This is a genomic window from Aromatoleum sp. (assembly GCF_035254505.1).
In the GTDB taxonomy this organism is placed as follows: Bacteria; Pseudomonadota; Gammaproteobacteria; order Burkholderiales; family Rhodocyclaceae; genus Aromatoleum.
On sequence record NZ_DATFAO010000061.1, the window covers coordinates 1 to 15,996 of the forward strand.

17 protein-coding genes are annotated in these 15,996 nt (G+C 61.4%); 13 read left to right on the plus strand and 4 right to left on the minus strand.

From position 1 onward, the window contains the following. Positions 1-861: PAS domain-containing protein (locus VJ673_RS12050; protein ID WP_324126342.1), on the minus strand; the 861-nt coding region annotated here is incomplete at its 3' end. Positions 862-1,092: 231 nt separating this feature from the next. Between VJ673_RS12050 and bssD the strand changes: the two genes are divergently transcribed. From bssD to VJ673_RS12115, 13 genes are all read left to right on the plus strand, one after another. After that, positions 1,093-2,091, plus strand: a complete 999-nt coding sequence (bssD, locus tag VJ673_RS12055) for a [benzylsuccinate synthase]-activating enzyme (protein ID WP_324126343.1) — start codon at positions 1,093-1,095, stop codon at positions 2,089-2,091. 17 nt (positions 2,092-2,108) lie between these two features. Beyond that, positions 2,109-2,291 (plus strand): benzylsuccinate synthase gamma subunit family protein, encoded by a 183-nt coding sequence (locus VJ673_RS12060; protein ID WP_324126344.1) that lies wholly within the window; start codon positions 2,109-2,111, stop codon positions 2,289-2,291. 23 nt (positions 2,292-2,314) lie between these two features. Continuing rightward, entirely contained in the window at positions 2,315-4,909 is a 2,595-nt protein-coding gene (locus VJ673_RS12065) for a glycyl radical protein (RefSeq protein ID WP_324126345.1), read from the plus strand. 76 nt (positions 4,910-4,985) lie between these two features. Further along, positions 4,986-5,216, plus strand: a complete 231-nt coding sequence (locus VJ673_RS12070) for a benzylsuccinate synthase beta subunit family protein (RefSeq protein WP_084600614.1) — start codon at positions 4,986-4,988, stop codon at positions 5,214-5,216. 47 nt (positions 5,217-5,263) lie between these two features. Further along, positions 5,264-6,124, plus strand: coding sequence for a MoxR family ATPase (locus tag VJ673_RS12075; RefSeq protein WP_324126346.1), 861 nt, complete (start codon positions 5,264-5,266; stop codon positions 6,122-6,124). Positions 6,125-6,138: 14 nt separating this feature from the next. Next, positions 6,139-7,875 carry a vWA domain-containing protein gene (locus VJ673_RS12080; RefSeq protein WP_324126347.1) on the plus strand — a complete coding sequence of 579 codons (1,737 nt, stop codon included), beginning with the start codon at positions 6,139-6,141 and terminating at the stop codon, positions 7,873-7,875. An 11-nt stretch (positions 7,876-7,886) separates the two neighbouring features. After that, complete coding sequence (locus tag VJ673_RS12085) at positions 7,887-8,447, plus strand: DUF4125 family protein (RefSeq protein ID WP_324126348.1); 561 nt, start codon at positions 7,887-7,889, stop codon at positions 8,445-8,447. Continuing rightward, on the plus strand, positions 8,444-8,725 hold the full coding sequence (locus VJ673_RS12090; RefSeq protein WP_324126349.1) for a MoaD/ThiS family protein: 282 nt from the start codon (positions 8,444-8,446) through the stop codon (positions 8,723-8,725). Before VJ673_RS12085 ends, VJ673_RS12090 begins: the two co-directional genes overlap by 4 nt. A gap of 14 nt (positions 8,726-8,739) precedes the next feature. Next, positions 8,740-9,264 carry a hypothetical protein gene (locus VJ673_RS12095; protein WP_324126350.1) on the plus strand — a complete coding sequence of 175 codons (525 nt, stop codon included), beginning with the start codon at positions 8,740-8,742 and terminating at the stop codon, positions 9,262-9,264. A gap of 53 nt (positions 9,265-9,317) precedes the next feature. Beyond that, a complete protein-coding gene (locus VJ673_RS12100; RefSeq protein WP_324126351.1) occupies positions 9,318-9,902 on the plus strand; it encodes a YgiT-type zinc finger protein in 585 nt (194 codons plus the stop codon). Beyond that, a complete protein-coding gene (locus VJ673_RS12105; protein WP_324126352.1) occupies positions 9,899-10,822 on the plus strand; it encodes a DUF4037 domain-containing protein in 924 nt (307 codons plus the stop codon). The genes VJ673_RS12100 and VJ673_RS12105 overlap by 4 nt, the downstream gene beginning before the upstream one ends. A gap of 22 nt (positions 10,823-10,844) precedes the next feature. Then, positions 10,845-11,789 (plus strand): SDR family oxidoreductase, encoded by a 945-nt coding sequence (locus VJ673_RS12110; RefSeq protein ID WP_324126353.1) that lies wholly within the window; start codon positions 10,845-10,847, stop codon positions 11,787-11,789. Next, positions 11,786-13,348, plus strand: a complete 1,563-nt coding sequence (locus tag VJ673_RS12115) for an amidohydrolase (RefSeq protein ID WP_324126354.1) — start codon at positions 11,786-11,788, stop codon at positions 13,346-13,348. The genes VJ673_RS12110 and VJ673_RS12115 overlap by 4 nt, the downstream gene beginning before the upstream one ends. A gap of 30 nt (positions 13,349-13,378) precedes the next feature. On the opposite strand, the gene VJ673_RS12120 is transcribed toward VJ673_RS12115, so the two are convergent. From VJ673_RS12120 to VJ673_RS12130, 3 genes are all read right to left on the minus strand, one after another. Beyond that, positions 13,379-14,587, minus strand: coding sequence for an NAD(P)/FAD-dependent oxidoreductase (locus tag VJ673_RS12120; RefSeq protein ID WP_324126355.1), 1,209 nt, complete (start codon positions 14,585-14,587; stop codon positions 13,379-13,381). 130 nt (positions 14,588-14,717) lie between these two features. Beyond that, a complete protein-coding gene (locus VJ673_RS12125) occupies positions 14,718-15,260 on the minus strand; it encodes an RrF2 family transcriptional regulator (protein ID WP_324126356.1) in 543 nt (180 codons plus the stop codon). A 71-nt stretch (positions 15,261-15,331) separates the two neighbouring features. Next, positions 15,332-15,970, minus strand: a complete 639-nt coding sequence (locus VJ673_RS12130) for a YbhB/YbcL family Raf kinase inhibitor-like protein (protein WP_324126370.1) — start codon at positions 15,968-15,970, stop codon at positions 15,332-15,334. Between the last annotated feature and the right edge of the window lie 26 nt (positions 15,971-15,996).

Below are 15,996 nucleotides of genomic sequence, written 5' to 3' on the forward strand. Positions count from 1 at the left end.
CTTGCGCTCGATCGGCGATGAGCTCACGCTCAGCCAGCGCAGCTTGCGCCCCTTCTCGTCGCGCATCCCGATTTCGATGTTGTTGATCGAATCCTTCTGAAAGTCGCGGATCTGCCACGGCAGGCGATCCCTCGGGATCTCTGTTCCATCGTGCAGAAAGAAGCGCAGCGGCAGTTTCCGCCAGTTCTCGGGCGACGCGCGCCGCAGGCCGACCATTTCGGCAAATTGGCAATTCGCCTCGAGAATGCCGCCCTGCGCATCGGTGATCGAAATGCCGATCGGCAGCATGTGAAAGAGCTTCTGGTATTTCTCGCGGTTTTCGTTCGCGGCCTCCTCGGCGCGCTGGCGCGTCGCGACTTCCTCCTCGAGGCTCGCGACGTGCCGGCTGAGTTCCACGGTGCGCTGCTGCACGACGAATTCGAGCTTCTCCACGTCGGCCTTCAATTCGTCCTCGATCCGCTTGTGCTCGGAGATGTCCTGCACCACCCAGATGCTGCCGAGCTTGGGGTCGGCCGGATCGAGCAAGGTGCCGGTGACGATGCACCAGATCAGCGTGCCGTCCTTGCGCACGAATGGCCGCTCGTCCTTGAAGGTGTGATCGCGCTCGAAAAAGTGGCCGTATTTCAGACCGATCGTCGCAAAAGACTCGTCACTCGGGTAATGCACGCGAACCGACTGGTTATCGAGTTCGCCGCGTTCGTATCCGAACAATTTCTCGTAGCGGCGGTTACAGCGCCGGATCGTGCGATTGCGCAGATGGCAGATCGCCACCGGCGTGTTGCGGAAGATCGCCTCATATTCCACCGAGGCATCTTCGCCCTGCTCGTCGTCGGATCCCACGGCGAACACGTCATTCTTCATGAGCACTTTCCCCTGCATCCGAGCCTGATCCGATTGTGCGCCGGCGATGCCGCAACTGCATTAGGGGCAATCCCCCTTTCGTTAAGTGTTCGCACCAATTGGTTTGGTTAAACGGGAGGTGCTTAATTCAATCCACGGTCGCCGGCCCGAGTGCATCGAAACCTGCGCCCTTCGTCGCGTGATAGTCGCCACACACATTTGTTTGAAGCGCAACAAACCGCAGAGGCTGCCGTGAGAATTCCTCTTGTTACTGAAATACAGAGGTTCAGCCTGCAGGACGGGCCCGGGATCAGGACGACCATCTTCCTGAAGGGCTGCCCGTTACGTTGCCCGTGGTGCCACAACCCCGAAACCCAGGACGTGCGACAGGAGTTCTACTATTACCCGGCGCGCTGCGTCGGCTGCGGTCGATGCGTGGCCGTGTGCCCCGCAGGGACCTCCCGCCTAGTGCTCAACTCGGACGGCCGCACGACGGTCGAGATCGACCGCACGGACTGCCAGCGCTGCATGCGTTGCGTCGCCGCCTGCCTGACCGACGCGCGTACCACCGTCGGGCAACGCATGAGCGTTGAGGAAATCCTGCGCGAAGCCTTGTCGGACTCCCTCTTCTACCGCAATAGCGGTGGCGGAGTCACCATCAGCGGCGGCGATCCTCTCTTCCATCCTGCATTCACCTTGGAACTGGCGCGCGAAATAAAGGCGCGCGACGTCCACGTGGCGATCGAAACGTCCTGTTTCCCCAAGAACTGGACGGTGATCCAGCCACTGTTGGAATTCGTCGATCTTTTCATCGTCGACCTGAAATCCCTGAATCCAAAAAAGCATGAAGAGGTAATTGGTTGGCCGCTTCAGCCAATACTCGACAATATCGAGCGCCTCATTCAATCCGGGGCCAATATCCGGATTCATATTCCCGTAATTCCCGGATTCAACGATTCATCCCAGGATTTCGACGACTACATCAATTATCTGGGGCGCCATTCCACACAATTGGATGGCGTCGACATTCTCAATTACCACGTCTATGGAGAAGGAAAATATTGCTCCCTGGGCAGGGAAAAAGAATACAAATACTTGGGTGTGGAAGAAAACCCGCCCGAGACAATAGTGCCTTTGGCAAAAGGCTTGAAGCTCGCAGGCATCAAGAGCGTAACGGTCGGCGGGTTGGTCGGCATCACGACGGACAAGCACGAGACGATTCGCGATGCCGGCACTGGGTGTATCACATAATCAAAGGAGACATATCCATGGAAACGACCACATGCAAGCAATGCACAAATTTCTTTCCTGTCCCCCCAGGCGCTGATGACTACGAAGCGGGCAAGGCCGATTGCGTGCGACAAAAAGAAGATGAAAAAGGCAAATATTGGCTCTCCAAGCCCGTTTTCGAGAACAGCACGCAATGCGAAGCGTTTTGCGCGAAACGATAAAGCTAAAAGTTGAGGAGACTGCTATGAATGACATCGCAAGCGCGAAGGTTCTGGAATACAAGGGGAACACGCTCAGGTTCACGCCGGAAAATCCGGCAGAAGCGAAAATTCCCGCCGACGAGTTGCACGAGCATCTGCAAAAGCCTTCGACCGCGAGAACCAAGCGTCTGAAGGAGCGGTGCCGCTGGAAACACGCATCGGCCGGCGAGTTCATCGAAAAGAGCGTCACGGCGGGCATCGAGCGCATGCGCTATCTGACCGAAGCGCACAAGGCCAGCGAAGGCCAGCCGGAAGCCATTCGCCGCGCGCTCGGCCTCGCAAACGTTCTGAACAAGTCGACCCTGGTGCTTCAGGAGGACGAATTCATCGTCGGCTATCACGCCGAAGATCCCAACATGTTCCCGCTGTATCCCGAACTGTCCCACATGGCCGTCCAGGACTACCTGCGGAGCGACTACTCGCCCCAGCCGGCCGATGAGGCGGCGGCGATCAACGAGTACTGGAAGCCGCATAGCCTGCAGAGCAAGTGTCAGCCTTATTTCGACCCGGCAGACCTTGGCCGCATGTATCAGGTCAGCAGCATGGAAGCGCCCTCCTTCGCTTCGGGTTACAACAGCATCGTGCCGCCCTACGAAACCGTGCTGGAAGACGGACTGCTGGCGCGCATCAAGCTCGCCGAAAAGCATATCGTCGAAGCCCAAGCCGACATGTCCACCTTCCCGTGGGACGGCACCAAGGGCCTGGACAACATCGCCAAGATCGACAACTGGAAGGCGATGGTGATCGCCTGTAAGGCGGTGATCAGCTGGGCGCGCCGGCAGGGCCGTCTGTGCAAGATCGTCGCCGAGAACTTCGAGACCGATCCGAAGCGCCAGGCCGAGCTGCTCGAAATCGCCGAGATCTGCCAGCGCATTCCCGCCGAGCCCTGCAAGGGCCTCAAGGACGCGATGCAGGCGAAATTCTTCACCTTCCTGATCTGTCACGCCATCGAGCGCTACGCGAGCGGCTACGCGCAGAAGGAAGACACCCTGCTGTGGCCGTACTACAAGGCCTCCGTCATCGACAAGAAATTCCAGCCGATGGACCACATGGGCGCGGTGGAACTCGTCGAGATGGAACGGTTGAAGATTTCCGAGCACGGCGCCGGCAAGTCGCGCGCCTACCGCGAAATCTTCCCGGGCTCGAACGATCTGTTCATCCTCACCGTCGGCGGCACCAACGCCAAGGGCGAGGATGGGTGCACCGACATGACCGACGCCATCCTCGAGGCGGCCAAGCGGATCCGCACAGCCGAGCCTTCCATCGTCTTCCGCTATTCGAAGAAGAACCGGGAAAAGACGCTGCACTGGGTTTTCGAGTGCATCCGCGACGGTCTCGGCTATCCGTCCATCAAGCACGACGAGATCGGCACGGAGCAGATGAAGGAATACGCCAAGTTCAGCCTCAACGACAACGGCGCCACCGACGAGGAAGCGCACAACTGGGTCAACGTGCTGTGCATGTCGCCCGGCATCCACGGCCGGCGCAAGACGCAAAAGACCCGTTCGGAAGGCGGCGGCTCGATCTTCCCGGCCAAGCTGCTCGAAGTCACGCTCAACGACGGTTACGACTGGTCGTACGCCGACATGCAGCTGGGCCCGAAGACCGGTGATCTCTCGTCCTTGAAGACCTTCGAGGACGTTTGGGAGGCCTTCCGCGAGCAGTATCAATACGCGATCAACCTGTGCATCAGCACCAAGGACGTGTCGCGCTACTTCGAGCAGCGCTTCCTGCAGATGCCCTTCGTGTCCGCGATCGACGACGGCTGCATGGAGCTCGGCATGGACGCGTGCGCCCTGTCCGAACAACCCAACGGCTGGCATAACCCGATCACGACGATCGTCGCGGCGAACTCCCTCGTGGCCATCAAGAAGCTGGTGTTCGAGGAGAAGAAGTACACCCTCGAACAGCTCAGCCAGGCATTGAAGGCGAACTGGGAAGGCTTCGAGGAAATGCGCGTCGACTTCAAGCGGGCGCCGAAGTGGGGCAACGACGACGATTACGCCGACAGCATCATCACGCGCTTCTACGAGGAAATCATCGGCGGCGAAATGCGCAAGATCACCAACTACTCCGGCGGTCCGGTCATGCCCACCGGTCAGGCTGTGGGACTGTACATGGAAGTCGGTTCGCGCACGGGCCCCACGCCCGACGGCCGCTTCGGCGGCGAGGCGGCAGACGACGGCGGCATCTCTCCCTACATGGGCACGGACAAGAAGGGTCCAACGGCGGTGTTGCGCTCGGTGTCCAAAGTGCAGAAGAACCAGAAGGGCAATCTGCTGAACCAGCGTTTGTCGGTGCCGATCATGCGCTCGAAACATGGTTTCGAGATCTGGAACTCGTACATGAAGACCTGGCACGACCTGAATATCGACCATGTTCAGTTCAACGTCGTCAGCACGGACGAAATGCGTGCCGCGCAGCGCGAACCGGAGAAGCACCATGACCTGATCGTTCGCGTTTCAGGCTATAGCGCCCGCTTCGTCGACATTCCAACCTATGGGCAGAACACGATCATTGCCCGTCAGGAACAGGACTTCAGCGCGTCCGATCTGGAATTCCTGAACGTCGAACTCTGAAAAGCGCCGCTAAAAGGAGGGGCAGCGTTCCGCCCCCTCCCTTTTGAATCACACAAGAAGATATTGGAGACAAATCATGCAAGCAGAAAAGAGCCTACAAAACCAGCCGCACACGGAAGCAGGAACATCCCGGCCGTGCCGGAGCTGCAAGTGGCAAACCCCCGACCCCACCGACCCGCACCGCGGCCAATGCACCGCCAACCGTCACGCCATGGGAGGCGTGTGGAAACGCTGGCTGAGGGACGTCGAGAACACGACCTGTGCCCGGCACGAGGAAGGAAAACTGAGCTTCCGCGACCACGTCTGAACATCGGACGGATGTTGCTCACCTCTCGATGAGGGTAACAAGAGATCATGAAAATTTCTTCTAGCGCAAATGGCCTGTTCGTTCCGGAAGTTGACCCTTACTACTATGTAAGTACGGAAAACCAGAGCTTTCTCGACAAGTTCTCGAGAATATCCAGGAAGCATCCCGTCAACGTCCTGGTGGTCGGGAAGCAGGGTTGCGGCAAGTCTTCACTGGTGCGGCAATACGCTGCCGTCAACAGGCTGCCTTTGGCCACTTTCCAGATCGGCATCCTGTCCGAGCCGGGACAATTGTTCGGTGAATACGCGCTGGAGAACGGGGAGACCCGCTACAAGCAATTCCTCTTCCCCCAGGCCATCCAGACACCGAACTGCGTCATCCATCTGGAAGAGATCAACCGCCCCGAGCACCCGAAGGCGTTAAACATGTTGTTCTCCATCCTCTCCGATGATCGCCAGGTATGGATGGACGAACTGGGACTGCTGCAGGTCGCGCCCGGGGTCGTCTTCTTCGCGACACTCAACGAAGGCGCCGAATTCGTAGGCACCGAGCTGCTCGACCCGGCCCTGCGCGACCGCTTCTATGTCACGACGATGGATTTCCTGCCGAACGAAGTGGAAATCGAGGTGCTGGAAAAGAAGACCGGCGTGACCAACGAGCAGGCGCGGGAAATCATCACGGTGGCGAACTGCATTCGCGCCAATGCCGAGCTCGGCGTCGACGTTTCCACACGCAAGATCCTGATGCTCGGCGAGATGATCACCGCAGGGGGAACGCTGCGCGAAGCCATCGTGACGAGTCTCCAGACCGACAAGAAGACGCTCGAATCGGTTTTGCTGTCGCTGCACGTGAATCAGGGGAAGGTGGAAAAAAGCAAGACGGAATACGTCCAATACATCGCTGCCTAGGGTCTTCCACTGCCATGACCTACGACACCACACTACGGCTGATGAACGAGGCCGGGGACGTCAAGCGTTTCGTCATTCCCGGCGAGGAGGGCTACTCCGACTTCTGGCGGCGCGACAAGTCGCCGATCGAGTCCGTCGAGTTGGTGAAGCTGTTGGTGGCCATTCGCAAACTGTCGACTTTCATCGGCCGCAACGTCGGAGAAATCGTCTGGTCGGGAATGGAGCTCGACAATGCGCTCGCCCTCGATCCGACACCGATCATGGGGACGTATCCGGTGCCGGCGGGAAAGACCGACCTGATGGCCGGCATCATGGTGCAGGAAGCGTACAAGCGCGTCGAGTGGTCCGAGCGGCTGCGCGAAATGTTCAGGCAGCGCGTGCAGCCGCCGACGCAGTATGAATACAAGTTCGACATGTTCTTCACCGTCTGCGAATCAGTCTACGTCGATGGCCTCGCCAACAAGAGCGTGCTCGGCTACTACGCCGAGGTGGCACGGGACTGGCGTATCGTCAAGACGCTGAAGAGCCTGATCAAGCCCCCCACCCTGTCCGAAATGTTGCATCTGTGGTGGCGTCTGGCGGCCCATCGCGATCCGGAACTCTACAAGCACGGCCACAGTGATCTCACGTTGGGCGGGCTCGTCATGCGCGGTAGCCTGGACCAGTACTACAGCAAGCCGATGCTGACCATGAGCAGCATCGTGCCGGCCCTGCGTGACAATTGCCCGGCACTTCCGAGCGTCACCGATCGCTGCGATTTCCGCCTCGATCTGTATGAAAAGCTCTGGCGCAAAGTGCTTGGTCACATCCGCTTCTGGCCCGGCGACCGCAGCGACCGTTTCATGATGCCCGACATGGGCGAAGATGAGGAACTGGCCCGGGAAGAGGCCGAGCAAGCGGCCGTCAAGGCCACCATCGTCAATTACGCCAACCTGATCGAGGCGGCGCTGCCGCAGAAGAACCGCGATTACACCGATCAGATCAAGGGCAACGTCGCAAACTTCGAGAACGTCGCGCGCGTCGAGGGCAACGACATCGTGATGCTCGCGCGCAACCGCGTGGATCGCCACCTGTTGCACAAGCTCGAGCAAGTCGTTCGGAACGCCACCGATCGCCGAAACGTTTTCAATCGCGGCCTCAGTTCGGGAAAGATCCACAGCCGGCGGCTTTATCGCGCCCACACCACCGGTGCCGTGTTCCAACAAAAAAAGCACGAGTTCGACATGCGCAAGAATGTCGTGCTGCTGGTGGACGCAACCGGATCGATGGCCGACCCGACCCAATGGGACCAGGCCGAAATGATCTACCAGACGCTATTTACCGCGATCCTGGAGTACGCACCCAACGCGCGACTGTTCGCCTACAACGAAGTCAGGAACGCCTGCCGCATCACCGAGATATATCGGGGTGGTCGAATGCTGACGGTGCTGCCCCACGGCAGGACGGCTTCCGGCGAAGCGATCATCGCCACGGCAATGAATACCCGCATACCTGGCAAGAAAACACTGCTGGTCCACATCACCGACGGCGCCTCGAATTGGGGTTGCGGCGTGGCGGATGCCCTCAAGTACTGCAAGGGCAACAGCATCAGCCTGCTCACACTGGGCGTCAGTTGCAGTCTGTCCGCCAAGCAGTCGCTACGCGACGAATACGGCACTCTCGTGAAGTTCGCCGACAAAACCGAGCAATTGCCCAAGTTGTTTGGCGAACTGATCATCAGCGAAATGCGTGAATCGAGGGCGCCACAGTAATGAGTGCGTCCTTGCTCGATCACATCCTGGAAGCCGAGTGGCAGATGTTCGTCCGTGTCAGGAGCGCGCGACACGCCCCCTGTCAGAGCGCCCCCGGCAATTTCAAGACAATCCGTTCCAGCCTGTTCGAGACGTGGACGCGACCGATGCTGGCTTCCTATCTTGCCGACCTTGAATTGGCCGAGACCCTTGGACGTAACCTGCTCGCGGAAAAATACGCGCGCATGGACAACCTGATTCCGCCGCTCTCAAACAGTCCGTTGATCGACGTCATCGTCACCGTGGAAAGCACTTGGCAGCAAGAGCTGCAACGCACCTATCCCGCCCTTTACCGGCGATGTTGCCGCAGCATGGATGAAACAGGCGACGGCCGGAACTTCAGGATCTATCTCGGCTGCGAGCTGGAAACCTACAGCGATCAAACGTTGGAGCTGTATTTCGAGAATATCGAGGCAGCAGTTTCCGCCAATCGAAATCTCGCGGTCGAGTCTCTGCATCGGCTGGTGTGCAAGAACGGCTATCGCGATCTGGATCACGCCGAGAGCATGCTCAAACACGGAGAGACGGCATGAAGATCGACGTCAGGCTGAATCTGCTCGGCGTACTGGGCATCAAACAAAGCGAGCTCGCCCTCGACACTCCGGCGGACACCACGGTCGCAAGCTTGATCGGCCTGATCGATCAGCACAATCCGGGCTTCGCTGCGGCGCTGTCGACCGATGATGGCGACCTTTCACCCCAGTTCGTATTCTTCGTCAATGGCCGCAACGCCATGAGCCTCGATGGCATGAAGACCCGGCTGAACGCGGGCGATGTCATCAACGTGATTCCGGCCATTGCCGGAGGCTGAAAGGGAGGCGTCACATGATCGTCGATCGGCCGGAATCGCATTTCATCTTCGTCGTTCCTCTGGATCACATCGAGTACCGTTACAACTACATCACCCTGCGCGGCGAGCCGCTGACCAACAAGCAATATCTCGAGCATTGGGGAAAATGGCTCGTGTTCGGCCTGCGCGAGGAAGTGGAGGAACTGGCGAGGAAGCTGGATCCCTACGTCGAGGAAAAGAAGATCCCCGCCGTCAAATACGACCGCAAGCTGATCACGGAATTCCAGCTCAACCGCTGCGTCATGTGTGTCTATTGCCACGACGAAACCAAGGACGAAGTCTGGGAAATCCTGTCCGCATTGGGCGTCAGGGACAAGGCATGGATGTATGAACGGGAGACGCTGGAGAAATGGCTGCCAGGCGGCGTCAATCTGGAGAAATGGATTCAGGGGCGCGGACTGGATCATGAAAATGCCGAACGCGTGCGCGCCGATGCACGGGCAAAGTTCAAGAAAATGTTTGCCGACGAGAATGAAATTTTCACCGGCGTCTATCAATAGCCGGAATTGCGCTCGGCGCTCGGCCTGCTGAAGGCGCAGAGGCCGCTTTGCCTATGACCCTTCCCCTCCCCGACAGCGCAAGCGCATGGATTGCCGCACGCGCCGAAGCCGCGTGCTACGTGCTGTCCGAGCACGTGATCCGCTCGCTGATGGCCGGACAGATCGCGGTGCCGCAGATCGAAACGGCCCTGCGCTCCGGCCGAATCATCGAGGAACACCGGCACTGCGGGCGGGATCCTGCCTACCTCCTGTGCGCCATCCACGACCGCAAACCGGTTCACGTCGTCGCAGTGCCACGCGCCGACGACTGGCTCGCCGTCATCCACGCCTACGTGCCCGCTCCCCCGTTTTGGCGCACGGCCCTGCACCGTTCCCCCGGAGATCCGGCAATGTCCGATTCGACCACGACCTGCTACTTCTGCGGCGGCGCCATCAAGCAGGTGACTGTCGGCAACTTCGACTACCGTCTCGAAGGCCGGCTGTATGTCATCAAGAAGGTGCCCGCCGGCCTGTGCGAGCAGTGCGGCGAAAAATATGTCGATGCCGATGTCGGGCGACGGCTGAACGCGCTGATTGCCGAGAAGGCCTTCACCGGCAGCGAGTCCGTCGGCGTCATCGATTACGCGGTCGCGCCATGAACGGTCTCGCGCTCGCCGAACGGTATTTCGCCCGCTACGGCAGCGAACTGCTAGCCGGCGAATTCGCCCCCTGGCGTGACCGCATCGCGGCCGGGCTCGCCGGAGACGGCTCGGACTGCCTCGGCTTCGACGACGAGCAATCGCGCGACCACGATTGGGGGCCGGGATTCTGCCTGTGGCTGAGCGATGAGGATTACGCGGCGATCGGCGCGCCGCTACAGCAGACCTACGACCGGCTGCCGAAATGCATCGACGGCTTTGCACGCTCGACCACCGAATGGGGCGAAGGGCGCATAGGCGTGCTCCAAACCGGAACCTGGTACAAGCAGTTCCTCGGCCATCCGGACGGCCCGCAGACGCTTTTCGACTGGCTGCGCATTCCGGAAAAATATCTCGCGGCCTGCACTTCGGGGCGCGTCTTCTACGACCCGCTCGACGATTTCTCGCAGCGTCGGCGGCGGCTGCTCGCGTTCTATCCCGAGGACGTCCGGCTCGCGAAGATCGCGGCCCGCTGCATGTCGATCGGCCAGGCAGGTCAATACAACTTCACGCGCGCGCTCGGGCGCGGGGAAGCGTTCGTCGCGCAATATGCGGAGACCTCGTTCTGCAATGACCTGATGTCCCTGGTCTATCTGCTGAACCGCCGCTATGCGCCGTACTACAAGTGGCGGCACCGCGGCCTGCCGAGACTCCCGCGACTGGGCCGCATCGTGCATGGCAGGATTACGGCGATGATGGCGTCGAGGGACGCGGACGAGAAACGCGCGCACATCGACGCGCTGTGTGCCATGACCGTCGCCGAACTGCAGGCCGAAGAACTCACCCCGTCCCACAGTCCCTTTCTCGTCGATCACGGTCCGCTCATCCACGAACGCATCGACGATCCGGCCCTGCGGCGCCTGAGCGTGCTCATCGGCTGAAGCGGGAATACGGGAGTCTCCTATGTCTAAACAGGTATTGGTCATTGGCGGCAGCTATTTTTGCGGCCGCGTCTTTGTCGAGGAGGCGCTGAAGATGCCGGGAGCGGGGATCCACGTATTCAATCGCGGCAATCTGCCCTTGCGCATGGACGGCGTCACCGAGCACGTCGGCGACCGCGAACTGGGGGGCCAGGTGCGCGATGCGATTCCGGCTCGTGAATGGGATGCGGTCGTCGATTTCTGTGCCTACACCCCGGCGCAGGTGGAGACCCTGCTCGACAACCTGCGCGGCACGGTTCGCCAGTATCTGCTGATCAGCACCACCACCGTATACCGCAAGACGGGGCGCATGCCCCACGATGAAGACGCCCCGACCCTCGACGGTCCGCAGCCGGAACTGGGCGAATACGCCAACTACGGTTATCAAAAATGCCTCGCCGAGCAGGCCGCGCGCCGTGCGTGCGAACGGCTCGGGATCGCGCTGACGGTGCTGCGGCCGGCCATCGTCTATGGCTATTACAACTATGCGCCGCGCGAGACCTACTTCTTCGACCGCCTGCGCCACCGCGAGCCCATCGTCGTTCCCGAGCCGGATACGTCCGTGTTCAATTTCATCTGGGTCGTCGACATGGCGCGCCTGCTCTGGAAGTGCATCGGCGAGCCGCGCTCGTTCGCCGAAACCTTCAATCTGGCCTCGGCCGAACCGATCTCATACGCCCGCATTGTCGAGGTGCTTAGCGAGATCACCGGCAAGGCAGTCGATACACTGAGGTTAGCTCCCGCCGAGATCGCGCGCCGGAAGCTGCCGCTGCCCTTCCCCATCGATGACGATCTGGTCTATGACGGCGCGAAAATTGACCGGCTGTTTGACTTCGCACACACGCCGTTCCGCAACGGGCTGCACGAAACCCTGAAGTACTATCTGGCCGTCAAACGCCACGAGGCGGCTGCCGCCGGCGCGCGATGAATGCCGACCTGATCCTGTTCAACCTCGTCGCCTTCACGCCCGAGTGGATGCCGGGTAGGCGCGCCAATGATCTGATCGCGGTCCGGGACGGCCGCATCCTGTATGTCGGCGATCAGTTCGCGCGTGCCGCGCTTGCAGGGCCGCAGACGCGACTGGTGGATTGCCAGGGTAGGACGGTGATTCCGGGATTCAACGATGCGCACTGTCACCCGGTCGCCCTGGCGATGACCACGCGCTATGCCGACTGCGCGTCGCCCGCTGTAACCGACATTGCAGGCCTGATCGACGCGATTCGATCCCGCGCGGCTGACACGGGTTACGGGCACTGGTTGCGCGCGGCCAACTGCGACCCGACCCGCCTCGCAGAGCAGCGGCTGCCGACACGCTGGGAACTGGACCAAGCCGCCCCGGGCCAACCAGTGATCGTCGTGGAGCGTGCCGGGCAGTACTGCGTGCTCAACAGCCGGGCGCTGGCGCTGTGCGGAATCGACGAATCGGCGGTGTCATCCGATGCAGGGATCGTACACCGTGAACACTCGAGTGGTCGCCTCAACGGCATCGTCTCCGGCAACCACGCACAAATAGCCGAAGCGATCCCGCCTCTTGCGCCGGACGAGATCGAAGCGGGTTTGCGCACCGCCAACCGCATCTTCCTCGAATGCGGCATCACGTCCTTGCAGGACACCAGCTGGTCGAACATGCCCGCACACTGGCATGCGATGGTCGATTACAAGCGGCGGGGTCTCATCAGCCCACGCATTTCCTTGTTCGCCGGCGCAGACAGTGTGGACGCCTTCGCCGAACTGGGGATGCGCACGGGCAGCACCCATCCCGACTGTCCTCCGGAAGAATTGCGACTGGGCGCAGCGAAGATCGCTCTCGACGAAAGCACGGGTCACCCTGAGCCAGCGCAGGAACTGATCGACGCCACTGCCTTGACGGCCCACCGCGCGGGTTTCCAGCTGGCCTTTCATGTGCCTGACCTCACGCTGCTCGACCGCTCGCTGAACACGCTTGCATGGCTTGACCAGGCCGGTCTCGCACCTCGCCTGCGCCCGCGCTTCGAGCACTGCCCGGCGTGCCCGACCGGGTGGCTGGACCGCGTCGCGCAGAGTGGAGCGATCGTCGTCGCGCAACCCGGCCTGTTGCCGCTGGCTGCACAAGCCTTGAATGCGCGGGAACCGGATCCGGCGCACCCTGCCCTCTTTCCATTCCGCTCCTTCCTACGTCACCGCATCCCGCTCGCGTTCGGATCCGACGCGCCGCTCGTGTCCTGTGTTCCGCTGGAAGGCCTGAAGGCGGCCGTCAGCCGACGCGATGGGGCCGGGCGAGGCGTGGCCGTTGACGAGGCGATTACAGCAGCCGATGCGCTGCGCCTCTACACGCGCGGAGGCGCGTGCGCAGCCGGCGATGAAAATGCGACGGGAACGATCGAAGCGGGCCGGCGCGCCGACCTCGTCCTTGTCGAAGGCGCCGGAGACTGGACGACGCCAGACGATCTCGCGCGCGCGCAGGTCGTCATGACCCTGATTGGCGGGAAGATCGTCTGGGCGCGCTAAACGCGCCCGGCATCACAAGATTGTGAGCGATCACGGGACGATGACGAAATCGGGATTGGCGACCGCGAAAGCTGCCTCGCGATCCGGCGCCGGCGGGTAAATCCATTTGGTCGTGATTTCCCGCTTGAGTGACTTGGCGTCCTCCCGCACCAGGGAGACTTGCTGGTCCCAACCCTCGGTGTAGAGGGCGCCCCAGGGACCCAGGTCCAGGCACGTCACATACTTCGGCTGGCTATAGCCATGCAGCGGCAAGCCGACCAGTTCCGCGGCCGCGTTATGGCCGGCGACGCGGCCGAGACTCATCGCGTGCTGGCAGGACATCAGCGCGAAGTGGCCGAGATCGTCCGTGGCCGCGCGGGCGACATCGCCGGTCACGAAAATATCGGCCGTACCCTGGGCACGCAAGCAGGCGTCGGCGACCAGGCGGCCAAGTCGATCATGTTCTCCGGGAATCTGAGCGGCCAGGGCATGCGCCCTTGCACCCGCCGTCCAGACGATGGTGTCGCTCTCGAGGCGTTCCCCCGACGACAGCTCGATGCCCTGCGCGTCGATCGACACGACGGCAGCACCGACCTTGAACTCGACGCTGCACTCGGCAAGTGCCTCCTCGACCACGGCACGAGCGGCGGCGCTCAGGTGCGGGGCGATGGTCGATGCCTGCTCGACCAGAACGACCCGGATTCCGGCATCGTCACCCAGCACTGCCTTCAATCGCCCCCCCATGTCCGCAGCGGTCTCGATGCCGGTCAACCCGCTTCCGGCGATCACCACGGTGTTGCGCGCTTGTGTCGGCGTACGGGCCGCCAGCGATCTGATGTGAGCTTCAAGTTTCCGCGCATTTTCCAGTTGGTCCACGTTGAACGAATGTTCGTGGAGGCCCGGAATGGGTGGTTTGAACAGTTGGCTGCCCGCGGCAAGCACGAACTTGTCGTAGTGCATCTGCACCGCTTGGCCATCAGCCCTGGCAATGGTGACCTGACGCGCGTCAGATCTGATTTCGGTCACGGTGCCCGCCACGTGCTGCACGCCGACCGCGTCGAGCAAGGGCTTGATGTCGGGGTTCATGTCCTCGATCACCGCCTCATACAGACGGGGGCGGATCACGAGGTTCGCGGAAGGTGAAACGACGGTGATGGCGACCTCCGCTTCCTTCCCCGCCAGCGCGACCGCGCGAGCAGCCGAGATCGCGGCCCAGGTGCCGGCGAAGCCCGAACCGGCGATAAGGATGTGTTTTCGCATTGCTGTTTTCCTTTGCAGAATTCCGGACGAAGGAGTCCCTGCCGCATAGGCGCGACAGCACGCTCGCGGTCCGTCCGGCGAAGGACCGCGAGTTGGATCCGAGTTGTAGGGGGGCCAGACCTGGGTGGGCTCAGGAAGGCGGCTTGGAGGCCTTGGGGGGACGTCCCGGTTTGCGGCTCTCGATACGGTCGCTGACCCAGTCGTGGACCTGGACAATGAATTCGGCGGGCGCCTTGCGCTCGAAGGAGGCGGCGACATCGGCGAGGGTATTCGCGGCCAACTCTGCCCGCATCGCCTGTTCGGCCTTCAGCATGACCGCGTGAATTGCGCAGACCCCGGTGACGGCCCACTGCGGAGGCTCTTCGTCGAAGACTGCGCACCGATCCCGGATTTCCCGGCAATCGAACAGCGGCTTTTCGCCTTCGACGGCATCGACGATCTGAAGAAAACTGATCTGCTCGGGCGGTCGTGAAAGGCGGTACCCGCCACGAACGCCTTCGTTCGCGACGACAATGCCCGCCTTTTCCAGCTTTGGCAGAATTTTTGCCAGGAAACTGGACGAGATCCCCTGCAAGTCGGCGAGATCCCGGCTGCTCAGGGCTCTGCCGTCCGCGCCGGCGAGCCACAATAAGCAATGGATTGCGTATTCAACGCTGGTTGTAATGTGTGCCATAACCAGGACTGTATAACTCCGCGTTTAACTGTGCAAGAAAAACGTGGATTTCAACAGTCTCAGTTATTGATTCACGCCACCTCAGTCAACGCTGCGCAGGGATTGAGCGTATATCGCCCCGTCAGTGAGGCCTCGCCGAGGACATGCCCCTGGATGGCCCGTAGCACATCAGGGCCGGTGAATCGCCCTTCGACCGGGCAACGCTCCAGATCCACGGCGTACAGCGTGAACACGTAACGGTGCACGCGCTCGTCGTTCCACGGCGGGCACGGACCGTCGTAGCCGAAGTAGTCACCCGCCATGTGCGCGTCGCCGGCGAAACCGCGCGTGAAGTCGTTGAGTCCGTGTCGCGCGCCGAATCGCGTCGCAGGGCCGGGTTTGCCGCGCGGCATGACCCCGCTCGAGAACTCGCCTTCGGCAAACCCGCGGCACGCGGGGCGCAGATCGACGAGCACCCAGTGGAAGAAATCGACCCGCGGCATCGCCTCGGGAATCACGATGTCCTCGCGATTGATGTGCTCGAAACGGCTCGGCGCATCGGGATCGTGGCACGTGAGCACGAAGGACCGCGTACCGGCCGGCGGGTCGCTCCACGTCAGGCCGGGATTGCGATTGGCGCCGAAGCGAAACTGCCGCTCAGGATCGGCCACCGCAAAGGCGATGTTGTCCGGCAGGCGCCGGTTGTCGTCGAAACTGCTCGTCAGACGCATCGTGCGTGTCTCCTGCGCGCGGGGCA